Below are 26540 nucleotides of genomic sequence, written 5' to 3'. Positions count from 1 at the left end.
CTGTAGAATCTACCGCGCCATAGAACGCGAGGTGGGATCATTAGATGTTGGCCAAGCCGTGGTTTGCGGAGAGCATTCTTGACGTCGTTAACACGCTGGAACAGGGCCGTGCTCATGCACTTCCGCCCGGCCTATGTGGCCAAAAGGTTCGCCCGGTCACCCTCGCATCCGGACAGGGTGGTGACCTTCGCGCCGCAGCCGCTGGAGCGGCCAAAGGGCTAGGACGCCGCTCCCATCCATCAGGTCCAGGCAGCGAAATCCTTGAAACCGTGTCCGGTCACAATGCAGATCACGGTATCGCTCGATCCGATTGAGCCTTTTATGAACAGATCCCGGGCAGCAGCGAGAGAGGTTGCGCCCGTCGGTTCACAGAAAAGACCGGCTTTGTGCGCCAAGTCGATCATCGCCGCGCGAATATCCGCATCTCCGACGGCGTAAGCAACGCCCTTGCTCGCGCGGACAAGCGAAAGCGTCAGGCTGCCTTCCTCGGGATAGCCCAGCAACGGGTCCGAAATGCCCGAAGCGATCGTCTTGGGGCTCTCCCAGCTATCAACCTCGATTTTTCCGTCCTCGAAGGCCCTTGCTATCGGAGCACAGCCGTCAGACTGCGCCGCGATCAGGCGAGGCACTTTGCCAGCCCTATCCATGAAGCCCTGAAAGACGCCTTTAACCAACGGTCCGGAACTTGTCGGGATGGCGATCCAATCGGGTCCGACGCCTTCCATCTGCTCATGGAGTTCCTGCCCGATCAGCCGCAAGGCATCTACGCCATAAGGATTCAGATAGGTCGTCGTCAGGTTTGCATAGCCGGTCTCGGCGCAACGTAGTCTGGCATGTTCAAACGCGTTTCCGTAATGGCCGGGCACTTGCTCAAGCATGGCGCCATAGGCGAGAATCTGCGCCAGCTTGCCACGCGGCGTCGTATCCGGGCAGACGATGATGGCGGGAATTCCGACATTCGCGGCATAGCAGGCGGCAGCGGCACCGGCGTTGCCGCTCGACGCACTGACGATCCCCTTCGCTCCAAGCGCGATCGCCTGGCTCAATGCCGCTGCCACAAGGCGGTCCTTGAAGGAGCCGGATGGATTGCGGGTTTCGTCCTTGACGAGCAACCGGCCTCTGAAGCCGACGTGGAGGAGATCGGATCTGAGTTCTCGAAGCGGCGTGCCGCCTTCTCCAAGAGTAATATCATCTGCGACGAAGTCAGCTCTGAGCCAGCCGCGCCCTTCCGGTTTTTGACGCGTGACCTCCAGTATGCCGCCGCAATCGGGACAACGGTAGACCAGGGTCGGCGGCCGGGTGGCATTGCAAGCGATGCAGCGCAGCCTCAGTTGCCGGGACGGGGTTTCGGCCCCCGGAAGAACCGCGAGCGTCATTGCATCATTCCGCGCGCTGCGACAGGGAAGACGCATTCGACCCGTTTGCCGCGCATGCCGACATACCAGTCATAGCGGTCGACCGTTGGATCGCAATGGCCGGGAACGAGACGCAGCGTTTCTCCGATGGCAAGGCTTCCGGGATCCGAACGCAGGATGAGCGAACCGTGCTCGTCGGATGCGCCGGCATAGTCGATATCCTGCCTGGCGTGAATGAGAGGAAGTCCGCTGTCGATAGCAATCCCCTTGTGGCCGCAGTCCAGAACCGCGATGCCGTGACGGGCCGCACTCATGACGGTGCTCAACACGAACAGCGATTGTTCGAAATCGGGAGCGGGACGATTTCGTGCATAGTCGGCATCCATGAACACATAGGAGCCGGCCTGGAGCTCGTTGTAGACGCCGCTGGCTGCTTCGTGGGTGAAGGTTCCCGTGCCTGCGCCGCCGACGATCGCGCAGTCCAGCTTCTGCTTCCTGATTGCGGCGATCGTATCCGCCGTTCGCGTCGCGGCCTGGCCGATAGCGTCGCGTCGCTCCTGTTCGGCGCGCAGGTGCTGGGCGCGCCCGTGATAGGATTGCAGGCCACCGAACACCAGGTGGCGGCTTCTCGCTATGCGGACCGCCAGTGCCGCTGCGGGGGCGCCAGGTTCCACGCCGCAGCGACCGCCACTGACGTCGATCTCGACCAGCACTGTCAACCGCGTGGCAAAGGATTCGGCCACTGCCTCGATCTGGTCGACCACGGCCGCGCTATCGGCACAGAGCGAGATTTTCGACATTCTGGACAGCGCGGCCAGTCGCGCCAGCTTGCGGGAGGAAACGACCTCGTTCGAAACGAGAATGTCGCCTATACCTCCCCAGGCGAGAACCTCGGCCTCCGCTGTCTTTTGCACGCATTGGCCGATCGTCCCTCTGGCAATCTGCCAGTGAGCAATGACCGGGGACTTGTGGGTTTTCGCGTGAGCGCGCAACCGCACACCTGCTTTACGGCAGAATGCGGCCATACGGTCGAGATTTCCTTCCATTGCATCGAGATCGATGATGAGGGCAGGGGTATCGATATCCGCTTCGCTCATTCCGGGCTCGGCAGGCGGGCGCTGGACCATTTTGTCTTTCTCCGATCGCGATGATGCCAATCAGGACCACGCAGGCGAGGGATCGTCCTTGCCTGATATGCGAGACGATCGACGGACAACCCGCATCATCCGCGTCAGGCGGCTATCGACGATCGCGTCTGCCGCGAGAGGGTTTCGAAATTGTCGCGAATATAGGCCGCGGCACGCAAGGCGAGCGCCGAGATGGTGGCCGTCGGATTGACGACGCCGCCGGTGGTGAGCACGCTTCCATCGACAATGAAGAGGTTTGGCACCTCCCAGGTCTGGTTCCATTGGTTGACGACGGATGTCGATGGGTCGCTGCCCATCCGGCAGGTGCCGATCATGTGCCAGGCTGGTGTGCGATAAACGCCCTCCTTGTCGCGATAATCATGCAGCCGATATTCGAAAGCACCGCAGGCCTTTGCGAGCTCTTCGAGGCGATCCAGCATGTAGTTCATCATACGCTTGTCGTTCTCGCCGGGCGCGTAGCGGGTCTTTGCCGCAGGCACGCCATCGGAATCCTTCAGCACAGGATCCAGCGTCACGCGGTTTTCCGGATTGGGCAGATCGTCGCCAATGGCGAAAACGCCGATGGAATGGCCGAAGTGGCGCTCGAACCAAGGGTGATGGTCGCGGCCCCATGGCGCGTGGGCCGGCGTGAACCAGCCTGCCGCAAGCTCTCCGGCCGACGGCGTGGAGGTGATGCAATTGAAGTTGAAACCGTTGACGAAACCGCGCGACACGTCCGTCTCGGCAAACTGCCGCGACAGCAGGGATGCGACGTAACCGATATGACCGTCGACAGGCTCGTCGACCCACATTTCGCAGGCAACCAGCGTGTGGTGCAGAAGATAACGTCCGACCTGATCATTGGCGTTGGCAAGATTGTCGGATGCAAGAAGGAGCCGTGGCGTTCCGATGCCGTTCGCGGCCACGATAACCAGTTTTGCCCCCTGGAAATGTTGCTTCCCGGTCTTGCGGTCGACATAAAGAGCGCCGCTCGCGCGGCCGTCCGGGTCCTTCTCGATCTTGAGCACGCGGGCGTTGATGCGCAGTTCGCAGCCGGCATCCAGAGCCTTGGGCCAGATGGACAGCGAATATTTGCTCATCGATCCACGTGGGCAGCCGTTGCATGTGCCGCAGTTGTTGCAGGCCGGCCGACCGTCATAATCCTCGGAGATCGCCGCAGCCTCGACCGGCCACCAGTGCCAGTCAAGCGCATCGAAACCGGAAGCAAGGCGCTTCGCTACCTTGGACACAGGCATCGGCGGGGTCGGACAGCGGTCTCGTGGCGGCATGGCCAGGTCGCCGGCAAGGCCCGACACGCCGACGAGCTTGTCGGCCTGCTCGTAAAAGGAGGCGAGATCCTCATACGTGATCGGCCAGTCCGGCTGAAGACCATGCTCCGTGCCCTTGCGGAAATCGGAAGGACGATAGCGTGGCCAGATTGCGCCATAGACATTGGTTGATCCGCCGACGGCATTCCACATCAGGATTTGCGAGGAGTCCGAATTGACGGGGAAATCATCCGGATGGCTGCGCTTGTTGACGTCCGGGCTCCAGTTGGTCCGGCGCTGCCACGACCAGTCGGAATGGAGATGCGGATGGTCTTTCGCCTCCACCCAGGATCCCTGTTCCAGGCAGACGACATCGAGACCGGCTTCCGCAAGTGTCAGTGCTGCCAAGGATCCTGTCGCGCCGGCGCCCACTATCAATACGTCACAGATGCGATCTGTTGTCATCTTTCCAATCCCCAGCGATCTGTCATTACCGTGTCCAGCCCGAGCGGCGACGTGTCGACGGGCCTGACCTTTTCGGTCTCCAGGTAATGGCCGCGCCGATGGGCTGGCTGGTCCCGGTTGAAATCGAAAGGCGCCATGTCGTAGCCGGTCAGATGGGGCCGGTGGGAGTACGGACGCCCCGTGTTCCGAATGGCCTCGATGACGAAGGGCGTTTCGTAATAAGCGAGTGTCACCGCCGTGTAGATCTTGTCGAAAAGCTCCGCGTCGGCTTGCTCGAAGACCTTGACGGCCGCGATGCGGGTGTCGCCATTGCTGCTTGAAAGGCCACCCCTTTCCCAGCCCAGCAGATCGGCCAGTGCCGTAGTCTGCACGTCGCTCCAATCCGCAAAGAGGCGCATCGACACGATGCCGTGCACGCCGGCCTCGGACGCGGAGGGCCAACTCTCGTTGCCAGGGATCAGTTCATCGACAAGAGCGCGGATCATCCGCGTTCTCTCAGGTGGAGAAAGCGGCGAATTCCGTTCGCCGGCAAGAGCATGCGATTGAGGGCTCATGCCGCACCTGCCTTTCGATCGATCGTGACGGTGATCATCTTGAGTTCGGTCATGGCTTCCATCGTGTGCACGCCGCCCAGTCGGCCGATGCCGCTCTTGGTGCCGCTTCCGCCGCCGAAGGGCAGGTGAATTTCCCACCATGTGCTGCCGGCATTGATATTGACGATCCCGGCGGGGATCGCCCTGGCGACCGAAACACCCCGCGCCACATTCGCCGTGAAGACGCCGACCGACAGGCCATATTCGCTGTCGAGCGCCAGATCGAGCGCTTCAGCCTCGTTCTTGAAAGTGAGAACGGGCACGACGGGGCCGAAGGTTTCCTCGCGATTGAGTTTCATCTCGCGCGTGACGCCGGTAATGATCGTCGGCTCGAAAAACAGCCCGCTGCCGAGATCGGGGCGCGGCTTGCCGCCACAGAGCACCTTGGCACCCTGCGCGATTGCGTCATCGATGTGCTCCTTGACCTTGGCTGCGACCTTCGCGTTGTTCAGCGGCCCCATGGTCGTTCCCTGGTGGAAGGGATCACCAAGCACATGTTTTTGCGCATGGGCGACGAGCTTTTCGCAGAGGCTTTCGGCAATCGACTGATGAGCGAGAACGCGGCCCGTCGCGGCGCAGACCTGACCGGCGTTGAAGAATGCGCCGCCGGCCGCGGCGGCGGCCGCCGCGTCAAGATCAGCGTCCTCGAAAACGATCACCGGGCCGTTGCCGCCCAGTTCCAGGAGCAGCGGCTTGCCGGCGCCGCGCTCGGCGATTTTCTTGCCGGTCGCCGCGCTGCCCGTAAAGCCGATTGCCGCGACGTCGGGATGAACCACGACGGCGTCGCCGGCGGTAGCGCCTTCACCGATGACCAGATTGATGACGCCGGCGGGAAGACCGGCGCCGTCGATTACCTCCATCAAGGCACAGGCGACCAGCGAGGTCGACGGGGCGGGCACCCAGACGATGGTGTTGCCGGTCGCAATGCCCGGTGCCAGATATTCGACGGGGATGTTGACCGGGAAGTTCCAAGGGGTAATGACTCCGTAGACCCCGCGCGGCTGGCGGATCGTCATGACGAGCTTCGTCGGATCCTCGGCGGGCAAGGTCTGGCCACCCAGCTGCTTGACGAGTTCGGATGCGAGCCGGAAGCCGTCGGCGGCCTTGCCGACCTCACCCATGGCCTCGGCAAGAACTTTGCCCTGCTCGGTCGACAGGAGGCGTGCGATCTTTTCTTGAGCCGCGTCGATTGCCGAGGCGATGGCAACGCAGATCGCGGCGCGCTTGAAAACCGGCATGCCGGCCCATGTCGGCGCGGCTGCTTTTGCAGCCGCGACAGCCCGTTGTACCGTCTCGCGGCCTGATCGCGGCAACTGGGCAATGGTCTCCCCGGTTGCGGGATTGACCGCCGGCATGGTGTCCGGCTCCGTCTGCCATTCGCCGCCTATGAAATTGGCGGGCGCGTCTTTCATGGCATAGCCACCATCCATTTCAAATCTCCTTCATTCGGCCGCCGCAGCGAGTGTTTGATCATCGGTACCGATATCCTGGCCCGCGATGACCAGACCGGCGGCAAAGATACGTTCAGGCGCAACGACAATCTCGCCGCGCGTGTCTTCAAGGGAAAACGCGCCATTGCGCAATTCGAGGATGCTCGCATCCCCGGCCGAGCCAATCTTGAATGTTCCAAGCTCTGGGCGCTGCAATGCCTTGGCCGCATTGACGGTTGAGGCTGCGATGATGTCGTTGATCGACATGCCGAGCGCAAGGAATTTCGAAAGCGTCGTAACCTGGTCGTAGGCCGGACCCTCGATGCAGAGCGCATGAACATCGGAGGAGATGGTGTCCGGCTGGAAGCCTTGCGCCATCATCGCGCGCGCCGTTTTCCAGGAGAAGGAGCCCATCCCGTGGCCGATATCGAAAAGGACGCCTCGTTCCCGCGCCTCGAGGATTTCCGGCTTGATCTTGCCTGCGCCGTCGATGGGCGCATTGGGGAAGGGTCGAAAACAATGGGTCAGTACATCGCCAGCTCGCAGGCGCGAGACGACGGCCTCGTAGGAAGGGGGTGGCTCATCGATATGGGCCATCAACGGCAGGCCCGTCTCGTCGGCGACCTGCAGGGCGACATCGAGAGGCTGGATACCGGCGGGGCCAGAGGCGTGGCGACCGATGCGCACCTTCACCCCGATGATTATGTCGCGGTTGGCGTTGATGACCTCGACGGCCTCGCGGCCGGCAAGAAGCCGCATGTCATGGCTTTCGCCGATCATGATGTTCTTTGCAAAACCATAGATGCCGGCGAAGGAGATATGCAGGTAGACGAGAATGCGAGCCGTGCTTCGCTCGATCACATGCTTGCGAAATCCGGGGAAATTTCCCGGTCCGGCACTTCCCGTGTCGACGCAGGTCGAAACCGCGCTCTTGCGGGCAAACGCGTCCGGATCCACCCCAAGCGACGTCCCGCCCCAGTAAACATGCGTGTGCAGATCGATCAGGCCGGGCGTTACGATAAGGCCCGCGACGTTTCGTTCTTCGGTTCCAGAAAGACCGTTCCCGACGGCGGCGACCTTTCCTGCGGCGAAGGCGACGTCGGTGACCTGGTCGATACCCTGGGAAGGATCGATGACGCGACCATTTTTCAAAACGAGATCATAAGGCATGAATTCGGCTTTCGGTTTCCAAGAAGCGCTGATTGATACGGGTGCCGTCCTCGGCGGCGAAATAGCGGACAGCGTCCGGGCTCGCGCAGAGAGTGATGCGTTCGCCCGCGGACAGGCCCGACGCATCGCTGCAGGTTGCCCGGACGATGTGGCCGGCAACGTCGACATCGAGGAACTGGAAAGGCCCGGCGGGCTCGATCAGCACGAGTTCGCCCGAAAGGGTGAGACCACCATTACCGCGCGCCGCCGGCTTCAGGTCGTGGGGACGCACGCCAAGAATCCGGTCAGAACTCCCGCCACAGAGATTGGCGGGCAGGAAGTTCATTTGCGGGCTGCCGATAAACCCGGCGACGAACTGGTTGGCGGGAGCCGAATAGACCTCCATCGGCGGTCCGAACTGCTGCACGACGCCGTCCTTCATCACTGCGATCCGGTCCGACAGCACCATGGCCTCTTCCTGATCGTGGGTGACGAAGATGACGGTAATGCCGAGCGCTTTCTGGAGGCGTCGGATCTCGGTGCGCATGCGCACCCGCAGCGAGGCGTCGAGATTTGACAGCGGCTCATCCATGAGAAGGACAGAAGGGTTCCTGACGATCGCGCGGCCAACGGCAACGCGCTGGCGCTGGCCGCCGGAAAGCGCCGCCGGCGGGCGATCGAGAAGGGCCTCGATGCCCAGAACATCGGCTGCCCAGGCTACCTGCTTGCCTACGGTCGCTTCGTCCAGCTTCTGCTGGCGCAATGGAAAGGCGATGTTTTCGCGCACCGTCATGTGCGGGTAGAGCGCGTAATCCTGGAAGACCAGCGCGATGTTGCGTTCACGCGGACCGAGCTCCGAAATCTCCTTGTCGTCGAAGCGGATGGATCCCTCGTCGATATCCTCCAGGCCGGCGATGCAAAACAGCAAAGTCGATTTCCCGCACCCCGACGGTCCGAGGAAGGAAATGAACTCGCCATCGTTGATCGTAAGATCGAGACCCTTCAAAACAGCTATCGCCCCGAACCGCTTGGTAAGGCCGGCAATCTTGATCGACGCCATGCTTGAAGCTCCTTTCAGCCCTTGACCGCGCCGGAAAGCGCACCCTGGACGAGGTAACGTTGGAAGAAGAAGGCAACGGCCACAGGCGGCAGGATGGCAAGCACGCTGGCCGCAAAGAGCGGTCCGTATTCATAGAAACGGGCCTGGTTGAGAAAGCCTGCGATGACGACGGGGATTGTCTGCGTCTTGGGGGTCGAGGTCAGGATCATGGCAAAGAGAAACTCGTTCCAGGACACGAGGAAGCAGAAGATCAGCGCCGCGACGATAGCCGGCCGCACCACGGGCACCAGAACCTTGCGGAACATCGTCCAGCGACTGCAGCCGTCGATCTGTGCCGCGCGCTCAAGGCTGATTGGAACGGTCTCGAAACTGGTCTTCATCATCCAGGCGGCAAGCGGCATCAGGATCGTCGAATATGCGATCACCAGACCGAGATGGGTGTCGATGAGCCCGAGCGTCCGGAAGATGACGAAGAACGGCAGAACCAGCGTCAGTGCGGGAACCATACGCGTCAGAAGAAGCGCCCAGAGGCTGACGGCAAAGAAACGATGTCCAGCATAGCGGGCAAAACCGTAGCCAGCCAAGGTGCCGAGCGCGACATTGACGACGGAGACGACGATGCCGATGCCGAAACTGTTGAGCAGGGACAACGGCACGCGCGCGGCCTGCACGCTGGTCGTGCCTTGCGCCATGAGCACCGCCCGATAGTTGTCGAAAGTGAGCGTCGAGGGCACGATGGAGGGGGGCGTGCGGATCAGGTCGGTGGCTGGCGATAGGCTTATCAGGACCAGCGCCGCAACAGGCAGGAACGACCAGACGAAAATGGCAACGACGGCGAGCGCGAACAGGATCTTGCCAGCGTTGCGTGCAGCGATCGGGCCCATCAGTCTTTTCGGCTTCCATTCCGGCAGAACGACCATGGCGGGCCGCGGGCAACTGGCTGTTAGCAGCCCTGGGGCCGCCAAAGCCGACACTGTCGTCCTGGCTTTCCTGGGGCTGAGGAAGGCAAAATAGGCGATGGCGAATGCAAGGCTGAGAAACGTCAGCACGTAAAGAAGAGCGGCCCCTTCGCCGAACTTCAGGAACTGAAAGGATTGCATGTAGCCGAGCCAGGACAGTGTGGTGGTCGCCGCGCCCGGACCGCCGCGCGTCATGATCCAGATGATGTCGAAGGCCAGGAACGCATTGATCGTGGAGATGATGGTGGAGAACAGCAGCGTCGACTTGAGCCAAGGCAAAGTGATCGCGAAAAAGCGCTTGACCGGTCCCGTGCCGTCGAGAATGGCAGCGCGATGCAGGTTGCCCGGCATGGATTGCAGGCTGGAAAGGAGCATCAGCGTCGTCAAAGGCGTCTGGTTCCAGACCTGGGTCAGCGCCACGAGGTTGAGGGCGCGGAAGCCCTCTCCAAACCATGCCCGCCCCCATGAACCGAGGCCTATGTCGTTGAGAAAGCCGTTCAACAGACCGAAATTGCCGGCATAGATGAAGGACCACAGCACCCCGATAGACACGGGCGCCATGGCCCAGGGAACGAGGACGATACTGCGCAGGAAGCCGCGGCCGGCAAAACGCTGATTCAAGACGAGCGCGATCAGTGTTCCCAGTACGGTCGTCCCGATGACCGCAATCGTGGAGAAGTAAAGCGTGCGGCCGAGCGCATACCAGAAGTCTTGATTCTGGAAGATCTTCGCATAATTGGCGAAGCCCACGAAAATCCATCGCTTGGTGATCGGATTGGTGATGTTGAAGGACAAGTACAGACTGTAGAGGAGCGGCAGGCCGACGATCAGGATCATCAGGATCAGCGTCGGGGCGACGGAGAGATAGGCAAAAGCCGGAAGGCTCATCCTGCGCCGGCGTTCGCGCGCCAGCGGCTCGGCTCCTTGCGACGGCAATGTCATCGTCATGGCGTCCTCGCGCATCATCTGGGCCAGATCGCCGACAATGCCGCGTCTGGCGATGTGTTGGAGGTTGGTGCGGACGCAACAGCCGGCCCCGATGACCGGCTGTTGCGTCATGTCTTACTGATATTGGGCCTTGAGCTCGGAAGCCTTGGCCGCAAGCGCTGTCACCAACTCGTCGGTCGAGCTGCCTGAGCGGATATATTCCTGGACCTGCTGCATCATGAACATATCCCATTCCGGGAACCAGATCGCCTTGCCGATCGCGCGTGACGTCGCCATGCCGAGCTGCTTGGCCGAAATGTCAAGGTCGCGCCATTTCGAGAAACTGGCGACGATCTCCGGATCCTGCATGACCGCCTTGTAGCCCGAGCCGAGACCGAACTCGAGAGCCCAGCGCTTGATCACATGATACTGGCCATCCTTGGCTTTGCCGCCGAAGAACTGGAGCAGGTTCCACACGCGCTCCTCATCGACGGGCTGGGCGCCCATCAGATAGGCCGCCGTCCAGGCCATGGTCGAGCGGGTCGCGCCCGGCATGATCGCGTTGCGCACCTTTCCCGCGATCTTGGAAACGGCGGGATCGTTGGCGACCTTGTGGTTGTAGTCATGGACGACCATGAACGTGTGACGGCCGGAGGCATAGCTGGGCACACCTTCGCCGGGCAAGGTCATGATGTCTTCGACGACCAGCTTCTCCTTGTAGAAGGTCTGGTTGATTTCGAGGATCTTGCGCAAGGCCGGCTCATCGACGAAGTTTCCGTCGGCATCGAAGACCTTGGCGCCCTCGGAATACCAAGCCGCGAACATATACCAGGACATGTTTGGCCATTGTTGCTGCCACATTGCGTGAAAGGGCGCGTCGGATATGCCGTCCTTCTTGAGTTTGCGGCAGACATCAAGAACGGCATCCCAGGTTTCCGGTACCTGAACCCCGGCGTTTTTGAGATGCTCCTCGTTGTAGAGGAAGGTGTTGTAGCCGGCGTAGTAGGGGAGCCCGCACAGGGCCCCGCCGTTGGGCAGCGAAAGCGACTCGACACTGACCGGGAACATGCCGGCCTTGATATCGGCAACGCCCGGCAGGCTCTCGATGTCACGGATCCAGTTGGCCGCGTGCCAGCGGGCGATGTAGTTCTCTTCGGAATACAGCATGTCGATATGCTGACCGCCGGTGAGCTTCGTTTCCGCCAAGGGATGGTAGTCGCCCGATACGAGTTCGTAATTTACGTTCTCGTCGTAGAGTTTCATGAACGTCTTGACGTTCTCATCGACGATCTGCGGCTGGTACTGCCAGCCGACGAAGCTGATCGGTGTGGAGGGTGCCGCGAAAGCGCGAGACCCCATCATCGCCGCAGCGGATAACCCCGCAGCGCCTTGTAGTATCTGTCTTCTGGACAGCAGGTGTCGTTCCAGCGAAGAAATCATGCTAGTTCCCCAATTATGATAGCTTTTTTGATTTCGGCCGACCGGCTGTGCCGGCAGATGACTTTCAGTATCTCCGGCCTAGAAGACAAACTGTAAGGCCGGTTAAGCTCTTGCTGTGGGGTAACTATGCGCAAAAATTTTTAGCTGTCCAACAAAATTTTCATTTCCGTGTCATTTTTCGGCGGTGCGGAGCATTCAGTCAGTTTTTGATCTATTTTTTGATCAAAAAAGCAAAAAAGTTGACATCTTCCGGCTCAGTCGCACAAGGGCTGTGTCTGGGCCGCATCGCGTGCGATCGCCAGTTGCTGTTTGAGGCGGCGAAGCTTTTCCCGGCCCGCGTCCTTGCGTGCGATGGCGGCGCCGTAGGATATGATGTCGATTGCGATCATGTAGGCGTAGCGGATTGACGCTGGCGTCAGAATGTCTTCGTCCGGGGGGCAGTCGATCGGCAGGAGTTCGTCCACAGCGGAAGCCAGGGGGGTTCCGCTCGGTGTCAGGGCGATGGTTGTCGCGCCGTACTCGCGAGCGACGGTTACAGCCTTCTCGAGCTCGACATTGGCGCCCGTGAGCGAACAGCAGATCACGACGTCCGTGCGTTCAACAGCTGTTGCAAGCATGAACTGCATCTGGTGATCGTTACAGGGGATTACGCGTATACCCAACCGGAAAAAGCGGTTCTGGATCTCCTCGATAAGCCATGAGGAGACACCGCCACTTCCGAATGCGTAGAGCGTGTGGCAGACGCTGATCTTGTCGACGACCGCCTGGGCGCGTTCGAGGTCGACGTTGTGATGCATGTCCGCAATGGTTTTCTGCGCCCGTTTGCTGACGCGCTCCGCAACTTCGGCGATGGATCCGGGCGGCGTCTGGGGTTCGAGATAACGGATGCCGACGCGCACCGACCCCATGATTTTGAGCTTGAGATCCTTTAGACCGTCACATCCCAGCATGCGCGAAAACCGTGTGATGGTTGGCGCCGATACATTGAGCCAAGTGGTGAGCTCCTCGATGGGCTTTTCGGCAAAGCTATGCGGCTCGCTCAAAATCGCGTGCGCAATCCGGCGGTTTGTTTTGGAGAACTGTGACTGCTGGTCGACAATGAGCCCAATGACATCTTGTGCATTGCGCTTGACGCCTGGGATGACCGTGCCATCATTAGGTTGTGATATGCGATTTTCTTGCGACGGATGGCGAGCCATTGAATATCTCCCTTTAGGTCGAGGTTTTGAATTAAACCGTCAGGGTGTCAACGTTTCTCTGAAACCTGATGCGTAACTTTACTTCATGAGGCCTTCAGCTTAGCTCGCCTCTCGTTCGAGTTGTTGCCACATGAAAGCGTATAGCGTTCCGTCTATGACGTGGCAGGCGCGGTGAAGGGGCATGAACGGCCCGAAGATAATTTCACCCATGTCGCCGGCCGCGTCGCACATGTGCATTTCACCGACTCGGATGCCGGCGGCAGCTATCTTGCCTGGGGCGACGGCATCATCGATCTCGACAAGCTGGTCACCGATCTTCGCGGCCAGAGCTACGAGGATTCGCTGACCATCGAACTGACCAACTGGAAATACAACGTCGGCCCAACCCCGCCGCTGAAGCAGTTCGTCGAGGCCCTGCGGAAGGCCCTCTGTCCGGCATAGCTGGGAGGGCGCGGCATGGAGAGCAAATGCTTCCGGCAACGCGGCGTCCGGCACGCCGGCCCGCTTATCTCGGGCAACGGTTCCTATTGCACCTATGCTGCCGGCCAGAACGGCCATTGACAGTGCCGGCTGGGCAAGAGAGACGCGCGACTTCTCCCCGCCGGTTCAGTCAGGAAGGCCAGTCATGAAATCCTCATTCCCCGATCCAGATCACATCGCCCGCGCGGTCGATGACAATTTCGAAAGCCAGGTCGAACTGTTACAGCGGCTCGTCCGCGCGCCTTCGCTGCGCGGGCAGGAAGGCGCCGCGCAGGAGATCGTCGCCTCAGCGCTCGCCGAACGCGGCTATGCGGTGGAACGGTTCGGCATCGATATGCGGGCGATGGCCAATCATCCGGCCTTCTCGCCGGCGACGATCGACTATGCCGGCGCGTTCAACGTGGTCGGCAGGAAGACGCCGGCTTCGCAAGTCGGCCGCTCGCTGGCCCTGAACGCCCATGTCGACGTCGTGCCGACGGCGGACCCGTCACATTGGCGCTATCCGCCGTTTTCCGCCACCCGCGACGGCGATTGGCTCTACGGCCGCGGCGCCGGCGACATGAAGGCCGGGCTCATCGCCAACATCTTCGCTCTCGACGCGATCGAGAAGGCCGGCTACCGCCTGACCGCGCCGGTGCAGGTGCAGTCGGTGCTCGACGAGGAGGTGACGGGCAACGGCGCGGCCGCCGCAATCGCCCGTGGCTGCACCGCCGATGCGGTGCTGATTCCGGAACCTACCGACGAACAGCTGGTTTCGGCCAATTCCGGCGTCATCAAATTCCGCATCACCGTCCATGGCGTGCCCGCACATCCGAGGGAAGCAGAGTCCGGCGTCAGCGCCATCGATGCCGGGCTCGGCCTGATCGGCCACCTGCAGCGTCTTGCGGCCAAGTGGAACGACGAACGCGCGCGCCATCCCGGTTTCGAGGAGATCGCCAATCCCGCATCGCTCAACATCGGCACCATCTCCGGCGGCGAGTGGCTGGCCTCGGTCCCTTTCGCCTGCTCCTTCGAGGGCCGGATCGGCTTCTATCCTGGCGACGATCCCAGGCAGCGCGCCGCCGCGTTCGAAGCCTTCGTCGCCGATACGGCAAGTGCGGATCCGCGGCTCGCCAAGGCAAATCCGAAGGTCGAGTGGATCGGCGTCATGCAGACCGGCTACCGCATGCGGCCGCACTGCTCCGCCGGACAGGTTCTTCAGGAAGCACACGGTCTGGCGCATGGCGGTGAGATGCGTTCCTACGTCATGACCTGTTATCTCGACGCGGCGCTCTTCGCCGTCCATGCGAATATACCGGCGCTGGTCTATGGACCGGTTTCGGAGAATATTCATGGCATTGACGAGCGCGTCAGCCTGTCGTCGCTGCGCCGGGTGACGAAGACGATCGCGCTGTTCGCCGCCGGCTGGTGCGGCGTGGAGCGGGCAATATAACCGGGGAGCCGGCTACACCTCCTCGGTTTCAAGCACGAATGTGCCCGCCGGTATCCGGTTGGTGATCATGGCGCGGATGCCAGCATCGATGGCGGGGTCGGTTTCGTCGAATAGGCCGCAGGCCCGCAGCGCCTTGCGCTGGTCGACGGAGCGGCCGAGATATTCCAGAAGCACGACCGAGGCTGCGGGTCTCCGCCCCCGTAAAAGGGGCATGCCCGTCTGGATGCCGACCAGATAGGCGACGCTCGTCTGGTAGCTCGGATAGAGGATCACCTGGGTGATGCTGGTTTTGAGCAGGATTTCGGATTCGAGCGCGAATATGCGATCGCCGAGCAGCAGCAGCGCGGCCGAATATTTCGAGGTCTTCACGCCATATTTGCCGAAATGGACGAGCCTTTCCATGCATTTCCAGAAATAGCGGCCGTCCTTTTCATAGATCACGACGAGGCATTTGATGATCTTGCCGGCATAGCCGAACGAGTAGAAATAGCGGAAATAGTAGCCGACATAGCGCCCGAGATCGCCGGACCGCTGATAGAGCTGCTCCATATGCACCAGCAGGTCCGACGGCGCGTGGACGCCGAGCGGGCGGCGGCGCAGGCCGACGATCTCGGCAAAGCGCTGCTGGTCCATCAAAAGCTCGCCTTCGGTCACGCCGAAGAAATCGCAGATCTTGCGCATGTTGCGGCGTGACGGCCAGGTCTGGCCGCTCAGATATTTGTTGAACTGCTGGCGGTTGATCTGCAGGCGCCGACACACGGCGGCGATCGACGGATAATAGCTGCACAGGAAGGCGAGGTTCTGGGGAAGCGGTTCGGTCTGCATGGATCTAATGCATACTGACGCCAGAACAGTGTCAAGTCGCGAAGGGTCGCGAAATTGTGCGACACTGCCGATTTGCCCAAGGTGGCGCCCGCCAAACAGAGGGCCTCACCTTGCGCACAGTGTCCAACTTCCCCCATCCGATCCGCTCGGTCGACCATTTCGAGATCCCGATGCCGGACGGTTGCCGGCTTGCGGCGCGCATGTGGCTTCCCGAGGGTGCCGAACAAAAGCCGGTGCCGGCAATCCTGGAATATATCCCCTATCGCAAGAACGATCTGACCGCCGCGCGCGATGTCGTCATGCATCCCTACGTAGCTGGCCACGGCTACGCAGTGGTGCGCGTCGACCTGCGCGGAACCGGCGATTCCGAAGGGCTGATGCTCGACGAATATCTCCAGCAGGAGCTGGACGACGGCTGCTCGGTCATCGAATGGCTGGCGACCCAGCCCTGGTGCGACGGCAAGGTTGGCATGATCGGCATCTCCTGGGGCGGTTTCAACGGGCTGCAGATCGCCGCCATGCGTCCGCCGGCGCTGAAGGCGGTGATCAGTTGCGCCTCGACCGACGACCGCTACGCCGACGACGTCCACCACATGGGCGGCACGCTGCTTATCGACAATCTCTCCTGGGCCGCGATCATGTTCGGCCGCAACACGCTGCCGCCGGATCCCCGCAACAAGCCGGACAACTGGCGTGCTTTATGGCACAGCCGGCTGAAGGAAAGCGGGTTGTGGCTGAAGAACTGGCTGGAGCACCAGCACCGCGACGAATTCTGGAGGCACGGCTCGGTCTGCGAGGATTTCGACGCGATCGCCTGTCCGGTCTATGCCGTCAGCGGTTGGGCCGACGGCTATTGCCGCTCCGTCTTCCGCCTCATGGAAAAGCTGCAGGGTCCGCGCAAGGGGCTGGTCGGGCCGTGGGCGCACACCTATCCGCATATCGGCAAGCCCGGTCCCGCCATCGGCTTCCTCCAGGAATGCGTCCGCTGGTGGGATCACTGGCTGAAGGGCCGCGACACCGGCATTATGGGCGAACCGATGCTGCGCCTGTTCATGCAGGACAGCGCCCCGCCGCAAACCTCCTACGAATTGCGGGCCGGACGCTGGGTGACGGAGCCGGCATGGCCGTCGCCGAATGTCGAGCGGCAGTCTTTCTTCCTTTCCGGCAATGGGCGCCTGTCCGCACGCCAGGCAGATCATGCGTCTGGAAGGCAAGCGATCCGTTCGCCCTTGTGGGTCGGCCTGCGCGGCGGCAAATGGTGCTCCTACGCCACGCCCGGCGACCAGCCGGCGGACCAGCGCGGCGACGACGCCGGCAGCCTTGTCTACGAAACCGAGGTGCTGGCGCAGAATCTCGAGATCGCCGGCGACGCCATATTCGACCTTGCCTTCGAAAGCGACAGGCCGGTCGCCATGGTGGCAGTACGGCTTTGCGATGTCTCGCCCGGCGGCGCGGTAACGCGCGTCAGCTACGGCCTTCTCAACCTGACGCATCGCGACGGGCATGAAAACCCTGAACCACTCGAAACGGGCACGCGCTATCGCGCTTCGGTGCCGCTCAAGCATGTGGCGCAGCGCTTCCGGGCCGGCCATCGCATTCGGCTGTCCATCTCGACCAACTATTTCCCGGTCGCATGGCCTTCGCCCGAGCCGGTCACGCTTACCGTCCACCCGGCGGATTGCCGACTTGAACTTCCGGTTCGCGTCGGAAGCGCCAGAGATCCGGAACCGGCGCCTTTTGCCGAACCCGAAGGGGCACCGCCCTTACGGGTGGAGACGATCTCAAAGCCGCAAAAGGGTTGGACGATAACGGAAAATCTGGCAGACGCTTCGACCGTCGTTGAGATCGGCGAGGGCGCCGGCACCTATCGCATGGTCGACAACGACCTCACCATCACCTCGCTCGGCCACGAACGCTATTCCTTCCGCAGCGACGATTTCGGATCGGTCAAGGCCGAGGCCAAATGGGAGTTCGAATTCTCACGCGCCGACTGGCGCATGCACTCGGTGACCGAGACCACCATGACCGCAACGCCTTCGCATTTCCACATCGAGGCGAACTTGCAGGCGTGGGAAGGCGAGGCTCTCGTCCATGAGCACAAATGGGCCGAGGCAATAGAGCGTCGCCTGCTGTGACATTCGCGAACTGACGCTAATATCGCTTACATCTGCGTCGGCAGCGAAATTGACCGGTTAGCCGGCTGAACTGAAGAATGCACCGTCCGAACTCGTGGCCCGTCGGGCGGCGCGGCACCAAAAAAGAGCGAACCGGCAGTCGTCCGGAAACCCGCTCGGGTTGAAAGGGGAACGCAACTGTGACTGAAAAGAGCGTGACTGAAATAACATTGAACCGCAGGCATTTCCTGCAGGCCGGCGCCGGTCTCGGCGCGGGGATCATCGCCTCCGGCCTGCCTCTGTCGCAGGCCGTATGGGCAGCCGAAGGCAAGGTGCTCAAGGCCCGCGCCTATTCGGACATCGACAAGCTCGATCCCGGCTTCTACCAGAACGCCTACAATGTCGATGTCATGAACTGCATCTACACCAAGCTCACCCGATACAAGCCGGGTTCGGAGTGGGGCTGGGAGCTGGAAGCTGCCGAATCCGTCGAGCAGATCGATCCGACGCACATCCGCTTCCGCCTGAAGAAGGGCATCAACTTCACTGGCGACTTCGGGGAAATGACAACTGAGGACGTAAAGTTCTCGTTTGAGCGCGTTATCCAGCACAACTCTCCGGTCAAGGGTGACTGGGGTCCGCTCGACCGCGTCGACATTGAGGACGACCATACTGGCGTCATCGTGCTCAAGACCCCGTTCGTGCCGCTCTGGAACATCACGCTGCCCTATGGTTGCGGCCACATCGTCTCGAAAAAAGCGGTGACGAAGGCAGTTGCCGACGGCGGCGATTTCGGCATGAAGCCGCCCTGCTTTTCAGGTCCGTACATGCTGTCGGACTGGAAGCCGAACCAACTCGTCCTGTTGACCCGCAATCCCGAATGGAAGGGTCCGAAGCCGGGCTTCGACGAAATCCATATCCTGCCGATGAGCGACATCAAGACCGCTGAGCGCGCCTATCAGGCCGGCGACATCGACTTCACCGATTTCAGCCTCGATTCGCTGGCCACGCTGAAGGACAGCCCGCCCGAGAACACCAAGATCGAGGAGAAACCCTCGCTCTATTACGTCTATATCGGCATGAATTCGGATCACCCGAAGCTGAAGGATGTCAATGTCCGCAAGGCGATCCAATGGGCGATCAACGTGCCGCAGATTATGGATGCAGCCTATTCGGGCCAGGCGCAGGTCGCCACCGGTCTCATTGCTCCGGGTCTTGTCGGGCATCGGGAAAAGGCACTGGTGCCGCCGGAAGGCGATCTCGAAAAAGCCAAGGAGTATCTTGCCAAGGCCGGCATCACCGAACTCAGCCTCACCATTGATGCGCTCAACGTGACCACCTTTTCAACGATCGCGGAAATGGTCCAGGCGCAGTTGTCGCAGATCGGCATCACGGTCGAGGTCAATGTTCAGGATTCCGGCTCTTTCTGGACCATAGGCATGGAATCGGAAGGCGAGCGCTGGAAGGACATGCAGCTGATCGTGCAGCGCTTCTCGATGGTGCCGGATCCCTACTACGCCACCACCTTCTTCGTGCGAGACCAGGTGGGGGTCTGGAACTGGGAGCGCTTCCGCAGCGAACGCTTCGACGAACTCAACGCCAAGGCGGTGACCGTCGAAGACCCGCAGGAACGGGCCAAGATGTATTATGAGATGCAGGACATCATGGAGGATTCCGGCTCCTACCGCTTCCTCACCCATGAGGGATCGCCCATCATGTATCGGACGACCGAGCTCGAGGCCGACACGCGCCCCGACGGGCGGCCGCTCTATCTCGGTTTCGAGCCGAAATCGGCATAGCGCGGCGATCGCCGGGAAGGGCTGGATCAGGATATGTGGCTATACCTTGCCAAGCGTACCGCCCTGGCGGCCGCGATCATCGTGGTCGCAGTGACGCTGCTGTTTCTGATGATCCAGGCCGTTCCGGGCGATCCCGCAGCCGTCCTGCTCGGGCCGCGTGCGACGCCTGAGCTGAAAGCCCAGTTGCATGAGCAGATGGGCCTCGACAAGCCGCTGCCCGTGCAGATCGTCTCCTTCTTCGGGGGGCTGCTGCACGGCAATCTCGGCACCGACGTTTTCACACAGCGCCCGGTCAGCGCCATCGTCTTCGAGCAATTGCCCTATACGATCGAGCTGATCCTCGTATCGATCGCCTGGGCCGTTTTCATCGGCGTGCCGCTCGGTTGCTATTCGGCGATGCACCGCAACTCCGTGATCGACAAGCTCGTGGGCGTGTTCGCGGTCGGCACGATTGCCATCCCGTCCTTCGTCATGGCGATCTATGCGCTGCTGATCTTTTCGGTCGGCCTGCGCTGGCTGCCCGCCATCGGCGCCGGCTCTGGCTTCCGCGGTGGGCTCGTTCACCTCATCCTGCCGGCCTTCGTCATCGGCATCGGCTGGGTCGGCTACATCTCGCGCATCGTGCGCGCCTCCATGCTGGAGATCCTCGGCGAGAACCACATCCGCATGGCGCGCTCCTTCGGTCTTTCGGAGCGACGCATCGTCGCGCGCTACGCGCTGCCGCTGGCGATCCTGCCGACGGTGACCATCATCGGCGTCGGCATGGCGCATCTGCTCTCGGCGGCCGTTTTCGTCGAGGTGGTGTTCGCCCGTCCGGGTATCGGCGCACTGATCGTCAAGGCGGTGGATTCGCGCAACTATCCGATCGTCATGGGCACGGTCCTCGTCACCACCGTTTTATTCGTCATCTCCACGACGCTCGCCGACCTGGTCAACGCGGCGCTCGATCCAAGAATCCGCGAGAATTTATAACGTGTCCGAAGTTCAAGTCATTCGCGAGACGGTGGATAAAAGCCGTGCGCCGGGCGCGATCGCTATGTTCCTGCTGCAACTGCGTAAGTCGCCGCTCGGCCTGATGGGCGCCGTGCTGGTCGTGCTGATGGTGGCGAGTGCGGTCTTCGCCACCTGGATCGTACCTTACGATCCGATCAAGATCATGGTCGGTCCCCGGCTGGCGCCGCCGTCCCTGGATTTTCTCCTCGGCACCGACCACTTGGGCCGCGACGTTTTCTCGCGCGTCGTCATGGGCGGAAGGATTGCGCTGCTCGTCGCCTTCGTCTCGCTCAGCGCCTCGCTCAGCGTAGGGCTGGTGCTCGGCCTCATCGCCGCCTTCGGCCCGCGCTGGCTGGACAATCTTTTGCTGCTGGTTTTCGACACCATCCGCTCCTTTCCGGTCATCATCTTCGCGCTGGCGGTGGTGACGCTGCTCGGACCGAGCCTTGCCAGCGTCATCTTCGTCGTCGCGGTCACGTCGGTGCCGATCTATGCGCGCGTCGTGCGCACGCAGGCCCACGCGCTGCGCGAAAGCGAATTCATCACCGCAGAACGCGCTATGGGTGCCGGCCTCGTGCGCATCCTCGCCGTGCACGTGCTGCCCAACGTCATCGGTCCGCTACTGATCCTGGTCAGCATGGATGTGCCGCTGGTCATCACGCTGGAAGCAGGCCTGAGCTTCCTCGGCATGGGTGTGCGCCCGCCGACACCGGACTGGGGAACGATCCTCAGCGACGGCTACGGTTATATCCACAAAACGGTGTGGTTGGTGATCGCCGGTGGCATCCCTATCGTCATAACCACTCTGGGCTTCACCTTCCTCGGCGAGGCGTTGCGCGACATCTTCGACCCCAAGCTTCGGAGAGACCTATGAACCGTGGCAGCCAAGCAGGACATCTCGCAAGCCGCAGTCCACTCCTGGCGATCCGCGGCCTCTCTCTCGATTTCGGCACGCCGCGCGGCCGCGCACATGCGCTGCGCGATGTCCATATCGACGTGCCGGCGGGCGAGGTGGTCGGCATTGTCGGCGAGAGCGGCTCGGGCAAATCCACGCTCGCCTACACAGTGATGGGGCTGCTGGCTGAGAATGCAGAGGTGGTGAACGGGGCGATCCTGTTCGAGGGACGCGACGTGCTCGGCATGGCACCGGCAGAGCGGCGCGGCCTGCTTGGCAACCGCATGTCGATGATCTTCCAGGATCCGATGACGGCGTTGAACCCGGTGCGCAGCATCGAGAGCCAGATGGTCGATGTCCAGCATCGCGAGGGCGGTTCGCGCGGCATCAAGCGCCAGCGTGCGGTGGACATGCTCCGCCGGGTCGGTATCCCGGACCCCGAAAGTCGTATCGGCGGCTATTCGCATGAATTTTCGGGCGGCATGCGCCAGCGCATCTGCATCGCCATGGCCCTGCTGGTGAAGCCGGCGCTGCTCATCGCGGATGAGCCGACGACTGCTCTCGATGCCACGCTGGAGGTGCAGATCATCCATCTGCTGAAAGAGCTGCAGAAGGAAATCGGCTGCTCGATCCTGTTCGTTTCGCACCATCTCGGCGCTGTCGCCGAATTCTGCGACCGGGTGGCGGTCATGTATGCGGGCGAGGTGGTCGAATACGGCACCGTGCGCGATATCTTCCGCCGGCCGGGGCATCCCTATACGCGCGCGTTGCTCGAATGCGATCCGGGACGGATCAGGAAGCGCACCCGTCAGTTGCCGACGATACCGGGCGAGGTGCCGAGCCTGCTCGGTACCCAGGCGGGCTGCATCTTCCGCCGGCGCTGCCCGCATGCCTTCGCCCGGTGCGCGGATGAAAATCCCGCCCCCCGCGCAATCGGCGCAGCGCACAGCGCGCGCTGCCATCTTCTCGACGACACACTGGCGGTTCCGGCATGAGCCCGCTGCTTTCGGTCGAGGACCTTCGCGTGCGCTTTCGCACCATGAGCCAGCTGAAGGCGTTCACCAGTGGCGTGAAGAACCCGTTCGTCGATGCCGTCTGCGGAGTGTCTTTCGAGATCCGCAGGGGCGAGACACTCGGTCTCGTCGGCGAGAGCGGTTCGGGCAAGTCCACCATTGCCCGTGCCATCATGGGGCTGCGTCCACCGACGAGCGGCTCCATACGTTTCGACGGCCAGGTGCTGAACGGTCTTGCCCCGGCGGATCGCAAGCTGCATCTTCGGCGCATGGCGATGATGTTTCAGGATCCGGTCGGATCGCTGTCGCCGCGGCTCACTGTCCGCTCTCTGCTGATCGAGCCGTTCCGTATCCACGGCATCACCATCCGCGATCCAGCGGCCGAGGTGGAGCGCCTGCTAAAGATGGTTGGGCTGCCCGCGGATTTCGGGCGGCGATATCCCCACCAGCTTTCCGGCGGCCAGGCGCGCCGGGTGGGCGTGGCGCGGGCGCTGGCGCTGGCGCCCGATCTTATTATCGCCGACGAACCGACGGCGGGGCTGGACGTGTCCGTCCAGGGCGAAGTTCTCAACCTACTTGGGCGTTTGCAGCAGGAGTTGGGCATCGCCATCCTCATCATCACGCACAATCTCAATGTCGTGCGCCACATGACCGACCGCATGGCGATCATGTATCTCGGCCGCTTCATCGAGGTCGGCTCGACCGACCGTATATTCGAGCAGCCTTGCCACCCCTATACGGAGGCGCTGCTGTCGGCCAATCCGGAACCCGATCCCGACGCCGCGCTCGACCGGATCGAGCTCAGAGGCGAAGTGCCGAGCCTGATGACGCGCCCTCCCGGCTGCGAGTTCCACACCCGCTGCCGCTATGCGCAGGACATCTGCAAAAGCGCATTCCCGTCCCGAACAACCGACCGCGAAGACCCCCGCCATGTCTTCAATTGCCACTTCCCGTTGTCGGAACGGGCGCTCGCCGGAGCCGTCAATGTCTCGTGAAATCCTCGATATTCCTCTCTCCAACGGCACGCCGGGCAGCCGCCACAGTGTGCGCATCATACGCTACGGTGCCGCCGCCGCCCGTCCCAAGGCCTATATCCACGCGGCACTTCACGCCGACGAGGCGCCCGGCCTTCTGGTATCACATCATCTGGTCGAGCAGTTGGACGCCGCCGATGCGCGCGGCGAAATCCGGAGCCAGATCGTCGTCGTGCCTTACGCCAACCCGCTCGGCCTGGCGCAGTTCGTCAATGGCGACCATCTCGGCCGTTACGACCTTGCCAGCGGCCGCAACTTCAACCGCAACTGGCCTGACCTTGCCCCCGAATTGATCGCCCGGCTCGGAAACCTGTTGGGAAGGGATGCCGACGCCAACAAGGCGCTGATCCGCGAGACGATCCGCGCAATCCTCGACGAACGCTGTGTCAGGCAACAGGTTGATTCCCTCTATACGGTGCTGGCGCGCGAAGCCTTCGATTCTGATCTCGTTCTCGATCTTCATTGCGACGACGAAGGGCTGATGCATCTTTTCGTGCGGCCGGAGATCGCGGCGGAACTGTCGGACATCTCGGGCGAACTCGGCTGCCGTGCCGTGTTTTCGCAGGGCGCCTCCGGCGGCTCGACCTTTGCCGAAGCAAGCGTCGAGCCGTGGTTGAAGCTCGCGGCGGCGTATCCCGACAAGCTGATACCGGTCGGCTGCATGGCAGCGACGGTCGAATTGCGCGGCTTCGTCGACATCGGCGACGAGATGGCCGCGACAGATGCGTCGGCGCTGCTGAATGTGCTGCGCCGCCGCGGCTATATCGCCGGTCAAGCACCCGCCGCGCCGCCGCTCTGCGACGTCACAGGCTTCGACGCCTGCGACGTGGTGCGCACGCCGGCGTTCGGCGTCATCGTCTACCGCGTCGAACTTGGCGAGCGGGTCACGTCCGGACAGCCGATCGCCGACATCGTCGCGCCCGCTGCGATTGGCGGCGATGCCCGTATCACCGTCCATGCGCGTACTGACGGCGTGGTCGTCACCCGCAGACTGAAGAAGCTGGTGGCGGCCAACCAAGTCATCGCCAAGGTAGCCGGCACCGAGCCGCTTTCCCATCGCAAGGGCTATCTTCTGGAGGATTGATAACATGTCGCTCGAAAGCTGCTCCGGTTTCGAGAAAACGACATGCATGCCTGTCACTGCGAGACACCGACCGGCATGAGCCCCGTTCCGCAGGGGAGACCGCAAGCCTGTTGAAGGAGAAGCGGCTGTCCCAACTTCAACGGAGTATCCTTCAGCAAGACCTTGAGCGAGCCAGGACGGTCCTGAACGGCATAGACAAGGACGGATCCTCATCTAGCTCCTGAAGGGAACCCACCGTGCAACTGCGCCGGTAGGGATATTTTGATCCTGACCAAACTCGACCGGCTCGACCGTGAGCAACAGATGTCAGTACCACGGTCAAGGCACTGGATGAAATGGGCGTGAGAGTTTATTGCCTCGCACTCGGCGGCGCCGACCAGACACAGGACGCAACTGAGGTCATGAACCATCATTGGCACGGACACTGGGATGGGCGCGGCTCGCATCTGCCAGATGTCAGGGCTACTTCGCCGTATCCTCCAAGCGCATACGCCCACAACTCAGAGATCCGGACTCTATTCCGGCCCACGCGTAAAGCCACATCGCGCAACGGCGGCCGTCCAGGTTTCAGTGGTCGAAGGCGCACGTCACACCTGGGCCATGCCGCCATCGACGGCCAGTTCCGCGCCGGTTGTGAAACTGCTCTCGTCGCTGGCGAGGAAAACAACCGCGGCGGCCACCTCGTCAGGCCGGCCCATGCGCCCGAGAGGGATCATGCTGGAAAGCGCGTCTCGAATCTGTTGCGAGGCCCCGGCCATCATCGCCGTATCGGTCGGGCCGGGGCTGACGACGTTGACACGAATGCCTTTGGGAGCAAGTTCGTTGGCCCAGGTGCGGGTGAACGAGCGGACAGCGGCCTTGGTGGCGCCGTAGACGCCATATCCTTTGGTGCCGATGTCGCCTGCGATAGAGCCGATCAACACGATCGTTCCGCCTGGCTGCATGAGGTTGACGGCACCTTGTGCTGCGAAAACCAGGGAGCGCACATTCAGACCGAATGTCCTGTCGAAATGATCCTCCGAAATATCTTCAAGCGGGGCGTATTCGGAAAGGCCGGCATTCACAATGAGCACGTCGATACGCCCGCGTTCCGATCTGATCTGCTCGAATACACGTTCAAGATCCGCTCTGTTGCTTGCATCCGCCAGGACCGTCCGGATGCTGCCGGTGCCCGCCGCTTCCAAGGCGCCGTCCGCACCCTTGCGGCTGGTCGCATAGACCTGCGCTCCCTCACTGGCGAACCTTTGTGAAACTGCCCCGCCGATACCGCCGGCACCGCCGACAACCAGTGCGATCTTGTTTGCCAATCTGCTCATGTGAACTCCATCAAAAAGTGATGGCTCAAGATATATGCTCTATACCTACGGTCAATTACGCACTACAACTAGAGCAGATATCGAGGAGTATACCTATGTCCGCCGTGACTGAAGACTTGCCCGTCAAGGTCAGCCCACCCCGTCGTCCTAAGCCCGTGTCCGTCGAGGCGTTGATAGATGTGCAAAAGGCGCGGCCGGCACTTGAGCAGATCGCCAACAAGTGGTCGGTCCTGATTCTGACCGTTCTGTGCACTAGGCCGTCGAGATTCAACGAGATCATGCGGCGCCTGGACGGCATCACGCACAAGGCGCTCGCCGATGCGCTGAAGCGTCTGGAACGTAACGGTCTCATTCGCCGTGAAGTGCTGACGACGACGACGCCGGTCGGTGTCGAATACACGATCACTTCGCTCGGCCACTCCCTTCGGCAACCGTTCGAGGCGCTTTACGAATGGTCGATGACCTACGGGCCGGAACTCGAGCGCGCGCAAGACGAATACGACCGCGTTCGAGACTGATCACGTCCCCGGCCAGGCAGGCTTCTATTGCTCTGACGACACCCTGATAAAGGCCAGGAACGCCA

Annotated in this window: 22 protein-coding genes and 1 pseudogene; 11 read left to right on the top strand and 12 right to left on the bottom strand. The window is 61.9% G+C overall.

What is annotated here, in order from left to right; all coding sequences use genetic code 11:
- Nucleotides 1-239: 239 nt before the first annotated feature.
- From NP945_RS11295 to NP945_RS11250, 10 genes are all read right to left on the bottom strand, one after another.
- The gene (locus NP945_RS11295) at nt 240-1376 is read right to left on the bottom strand and encodes a pyridoxal-phosphate dependent enzyme (protein WP_127270354.1); all 1137 of its coding nucleotides are present in this window, start codon (nt 1374-1376) and stop codon (nt 240-242) included.
- A complete protein-coding gene (locus NP945_RS11290; RefSeq protein WP_236383057.1) occupies nt 1373-2452 on the bottom strand; it encodes a DSD1 family PLP-dependent enzyme in 1080 nt (359 codons plus the stop codon). The genes NP945_RS11295 and NP945_RS11290 overlap by 4 nt, the downstream gene beginning before the upstream one ends.
- A gap of 134 nt (nt 2453-2586) precedes the next feature.
- Nucleotides 2587-4215: a GMC family oxidoreductase gene (locus tag NP945_RS11285; RefSeq protein ID WP_256746382.1), complete on the bottom strand. Its 1629-nt coding sequence runs from the start codon at nt 4213-4215 to the stop codon at nt 2587-2589.
- Nucleotides 4212-4700 (bottom strand): hypothetical protein, encoded by a 489-nt coding sequence (locus tag NP945_RS11280; protein WP_127270351.1) that lies wholly within the window; start codon nt 4698-4700, stop codon nt 4212-4214. Before NP945_RS11280 ends, NP945_RS11285 begins: the two co-directional genes overlap by 4 nt.
- A gap of 65 nt (nt 4701-4765) precedes the next feature.
- A complete protein-coding gene (locus NP945_RS11275) occupies nt 4766-6238 on the bottom strand; it encodes an aldehyde dehydrogenase (RefSeq protein WP_256746381.1) in 1473 nt (490 codons plus the stop codon).
- Between the two features lie 12 nt (nt 6239-6250).
- Complete coding sequence (locus NP945_RS11270; protein WP_127267307.1) at nt 6251-7408, bottom strand: amidohydrolase/deacetylase family metallohydrolase; 1158 nt, start codon at nt 7406-7408, stop codon at nt 6251-6253.
- On the bottom strand, nt 7398-8447 hold the full coding sequence (locus NP945_RS11265) for an ABC transporter ATP-binding protein (RefSeq protein ID WP_256746380.1): 1050 nt from the start codon (nt 8445-8447) through the stop codon (nt 7398-7400). Before NP945_RS11265 ends, NP945_RS11270 begins: the two co-directional genes overlap by 11 nt.
- A 14-nt stretch (nt 8448-8461) precedes the next feature.
- Nucleotides 8462-10465 (bottom strand): ABC transporter permease subunit, encoded by a 2004-nt coding sequence (locus NP945_RS11260; RefSeq protein ID WP_256746379.1) that lies wholly within the window; start codon nt 10463-10465, stop codon nt 8462-8464.
- Between the two features lie 3 nt (nt 10466-10468).
- Complete coding sequence (locus tag NP945_RS11255) at nt 10469-11695, bottom strand: ABC transporter substrate-binding protein (protein ID WP_256746378.1); 1227 nt, start codon at nt 11693-11695, stop codon at nt 10469-10471.
- A gap of 332 nt (nt 11696-12027) precedes the next feature.
- Nucleotides 12028-12972: a MurR/RpiR family transcriptional regulator gene (locus NP945_RS11250; protein ID WP_256746377.1), complete on the bottom strand. Its 945-nt coding sequence runs from the start codon at nt 12970-12972 to the stop codon at nt 12028-12030.
- Nucleotides 12973-13143: 171 nt separating this feature from the next.
- Between NP945_RS11250 and NP945_RS11245 the strand changes: the two genes are divergently transcribed.
- Together NP945_RS11245 and NP945_RS11240 are read left to right on the top strand one after the other, a co-directional pair.
- Nucleotides 13144-13413: a hypothetical protein gene (locus NP945_RS11245; RefSeq protein ID WP_256746376.1), complete on the top strand. Its 270-nt coding sequence runs from the start codon at nt 13144-13146 to the stop codon at nt 13411-13413.
- Between the two features lie 184 nt (nt 13414-13597).
- Nucleotides 13598-14884, top strand: a complete 1287-nt coding sequence (locus NP945_RS11240) for an ArgE/DapE family deacylase (protein WP_127267311.1) — start codon at nt 13598-13600, stop codon at nt 14882-14884.
- A 12-nt stretch (nt 14885-14896) separates the two neighbouring features.
- On the opposite strand, the gene NP945_RS11235 is transcribed toward NP945_RS11240, so the two are convergent.
- Nucleotides 14897-15709: a helix-turn-helix transcriptional regulator gene (locus NP945_RS11235; protein WP_127267312.1), complete on the bottom strand. Its 813-nt coding sequence runs from the start codon at nt 15707-15709 to the stop codon at nt 14897-14899.
- 119 nt (nt 15710-15828) lie between these two features.
- Between NP945_RS11235 and NP945_RS11230 the strand changes: the two genes are divergently transcribed.
- The 8 genes and pseudogenes from NP945_RS11230 to NP945_RS11195 all read left to right on the top strand — a co-directional run.
- The gene (locus tag NP945_RS11230; protein ID WP_256746470.1) at nt 15829-17844 is read left to right on the top strand and encodes a CocE/NonD family hydrolase; all 2016 of its coding nucleotides are present in this window, start codon (nt 15829-15831) and stop codon (nt 17842-17844) included.
- Between the two features lie 194 nt (nt 17845-18038).
- Nucleotides 18039-19622 (top strand): ABC transporter substrate-binding protein, encoded by a 1584-nt coding sequence (locus tag NP945_RS11225; protein ID WP_256746375.1) that lies wholly within the window; start codon nt 18039-18041, stop codon nt 19620-19622.
- Between the two features lie 33 nt (nt 19623-19655).
- Complete coding sequence (locus NP945_RS11220; RefSeq protein WP_256746374.1) at nt 19656-20594, top strand: ABC transporter permease; 939 nt, start codon at nt 19656-19658, stop codon at nt 20592-20594.
- A gap of 1 nt (nt 20595) precedes the next feature.
- The gene (locus NP945_RS11215) at nt 20596-21489 is read left to right on the top strand and encodes an ABC transporter permease (RefSeq protein WP_256746373.1); all 894 of its coding nucleotides are present in this window, start codon (nt 20596-20598) and stop codon (nt 21487-21489) included.
- Nucleotides 21486-22505, top strand: coding sequence for an ABC transporter ATP-binding protein (locus NP945_RS11210; RefSeq protein WP_127268210.1), 1020 nt, complete (start codon nt 21486-21488; stop codon nt 22503-22505). Before NP945_RS11215 ends, NP945_RS11210 begins: the two co-directional genes overlap by 4 nt.
- A complete protein-coding gene (locus tag NP945_RS11205) occupies nt 22502-23518 on the top strand; it encodes an ABC transporter ATP-binding protein (RefSeq protein WP_256746372.1) in 1017 nt (338 codons plus the stop codon). The genes NP945_RS11210 and NP945_RS11205 overlap by 4 nt, the downstream gene beginning before the upstream one ends.
- Entirely contained in the window at nt 23508-24641 is a 1134-nt protein-coding gene (locus tag NP945_RS11200; protein ID WP_164749006.1) for a succinylglutamate desuccinylase/aspartoacylase family protein, read from the top strand. The genes NP945_RS11205 and NP945_RS11200 overlap by 11 nt, the downstream gene beginning before the upstream one ends.
- 255 nt (nt 24642-24896) lie before the next feature.
- Nucleotides 24897-25048 (top strand): annotated as a pseudogene (locus NP945_RS11195) (recombinase family protein); the annotation flags it as partial.
- 180 nt (nt 25049-25228) lie between these two features.
- Here NP945_RS11195 and NP945_RS11190 read toward each other — a convergent pair.
- Entirely contained in the window at nt 25229-25957 is a 729-nt protein-coding gene (locus NP945_RS11190) for an SDR family NAD(P)-dependent oxidoreductase (RefSeq protein ID WP_127268213.1), read from the bottom strand.
- A gap of 95 nt (nt 25958-26052) precedes the next feature.
- On the opposite strand from NP945_RS11190, the gene NP945_RS11185 reads away from it, so the two are divergent.
- Nucleotides 26053-26475, top strand: coding sequence for a helix-turn-helix domain-containing protein (locus tag NP945_RS11185; RefSeq protein WP_127268214.1), 423 nt, complete (start codon nt 26053-26055; stop codon nt 26473-26475).
- Nucleotides 26476-26540 lie beyond the last annotated feature (65 nt).

The organism is Mesorhizobium sp. LMG17149, from assembly GCF_024518695.1.
GTDB lineage: Bacteria > Pseudomonadota > Alphaproteobacteria > Rhizobiales > Rhizobiaceae > Mesorhizobium.
Note: the sequence above shows the minus strand (reverse complement) of the source record. Positions and strands in the feature narration are given on the sequence as shown.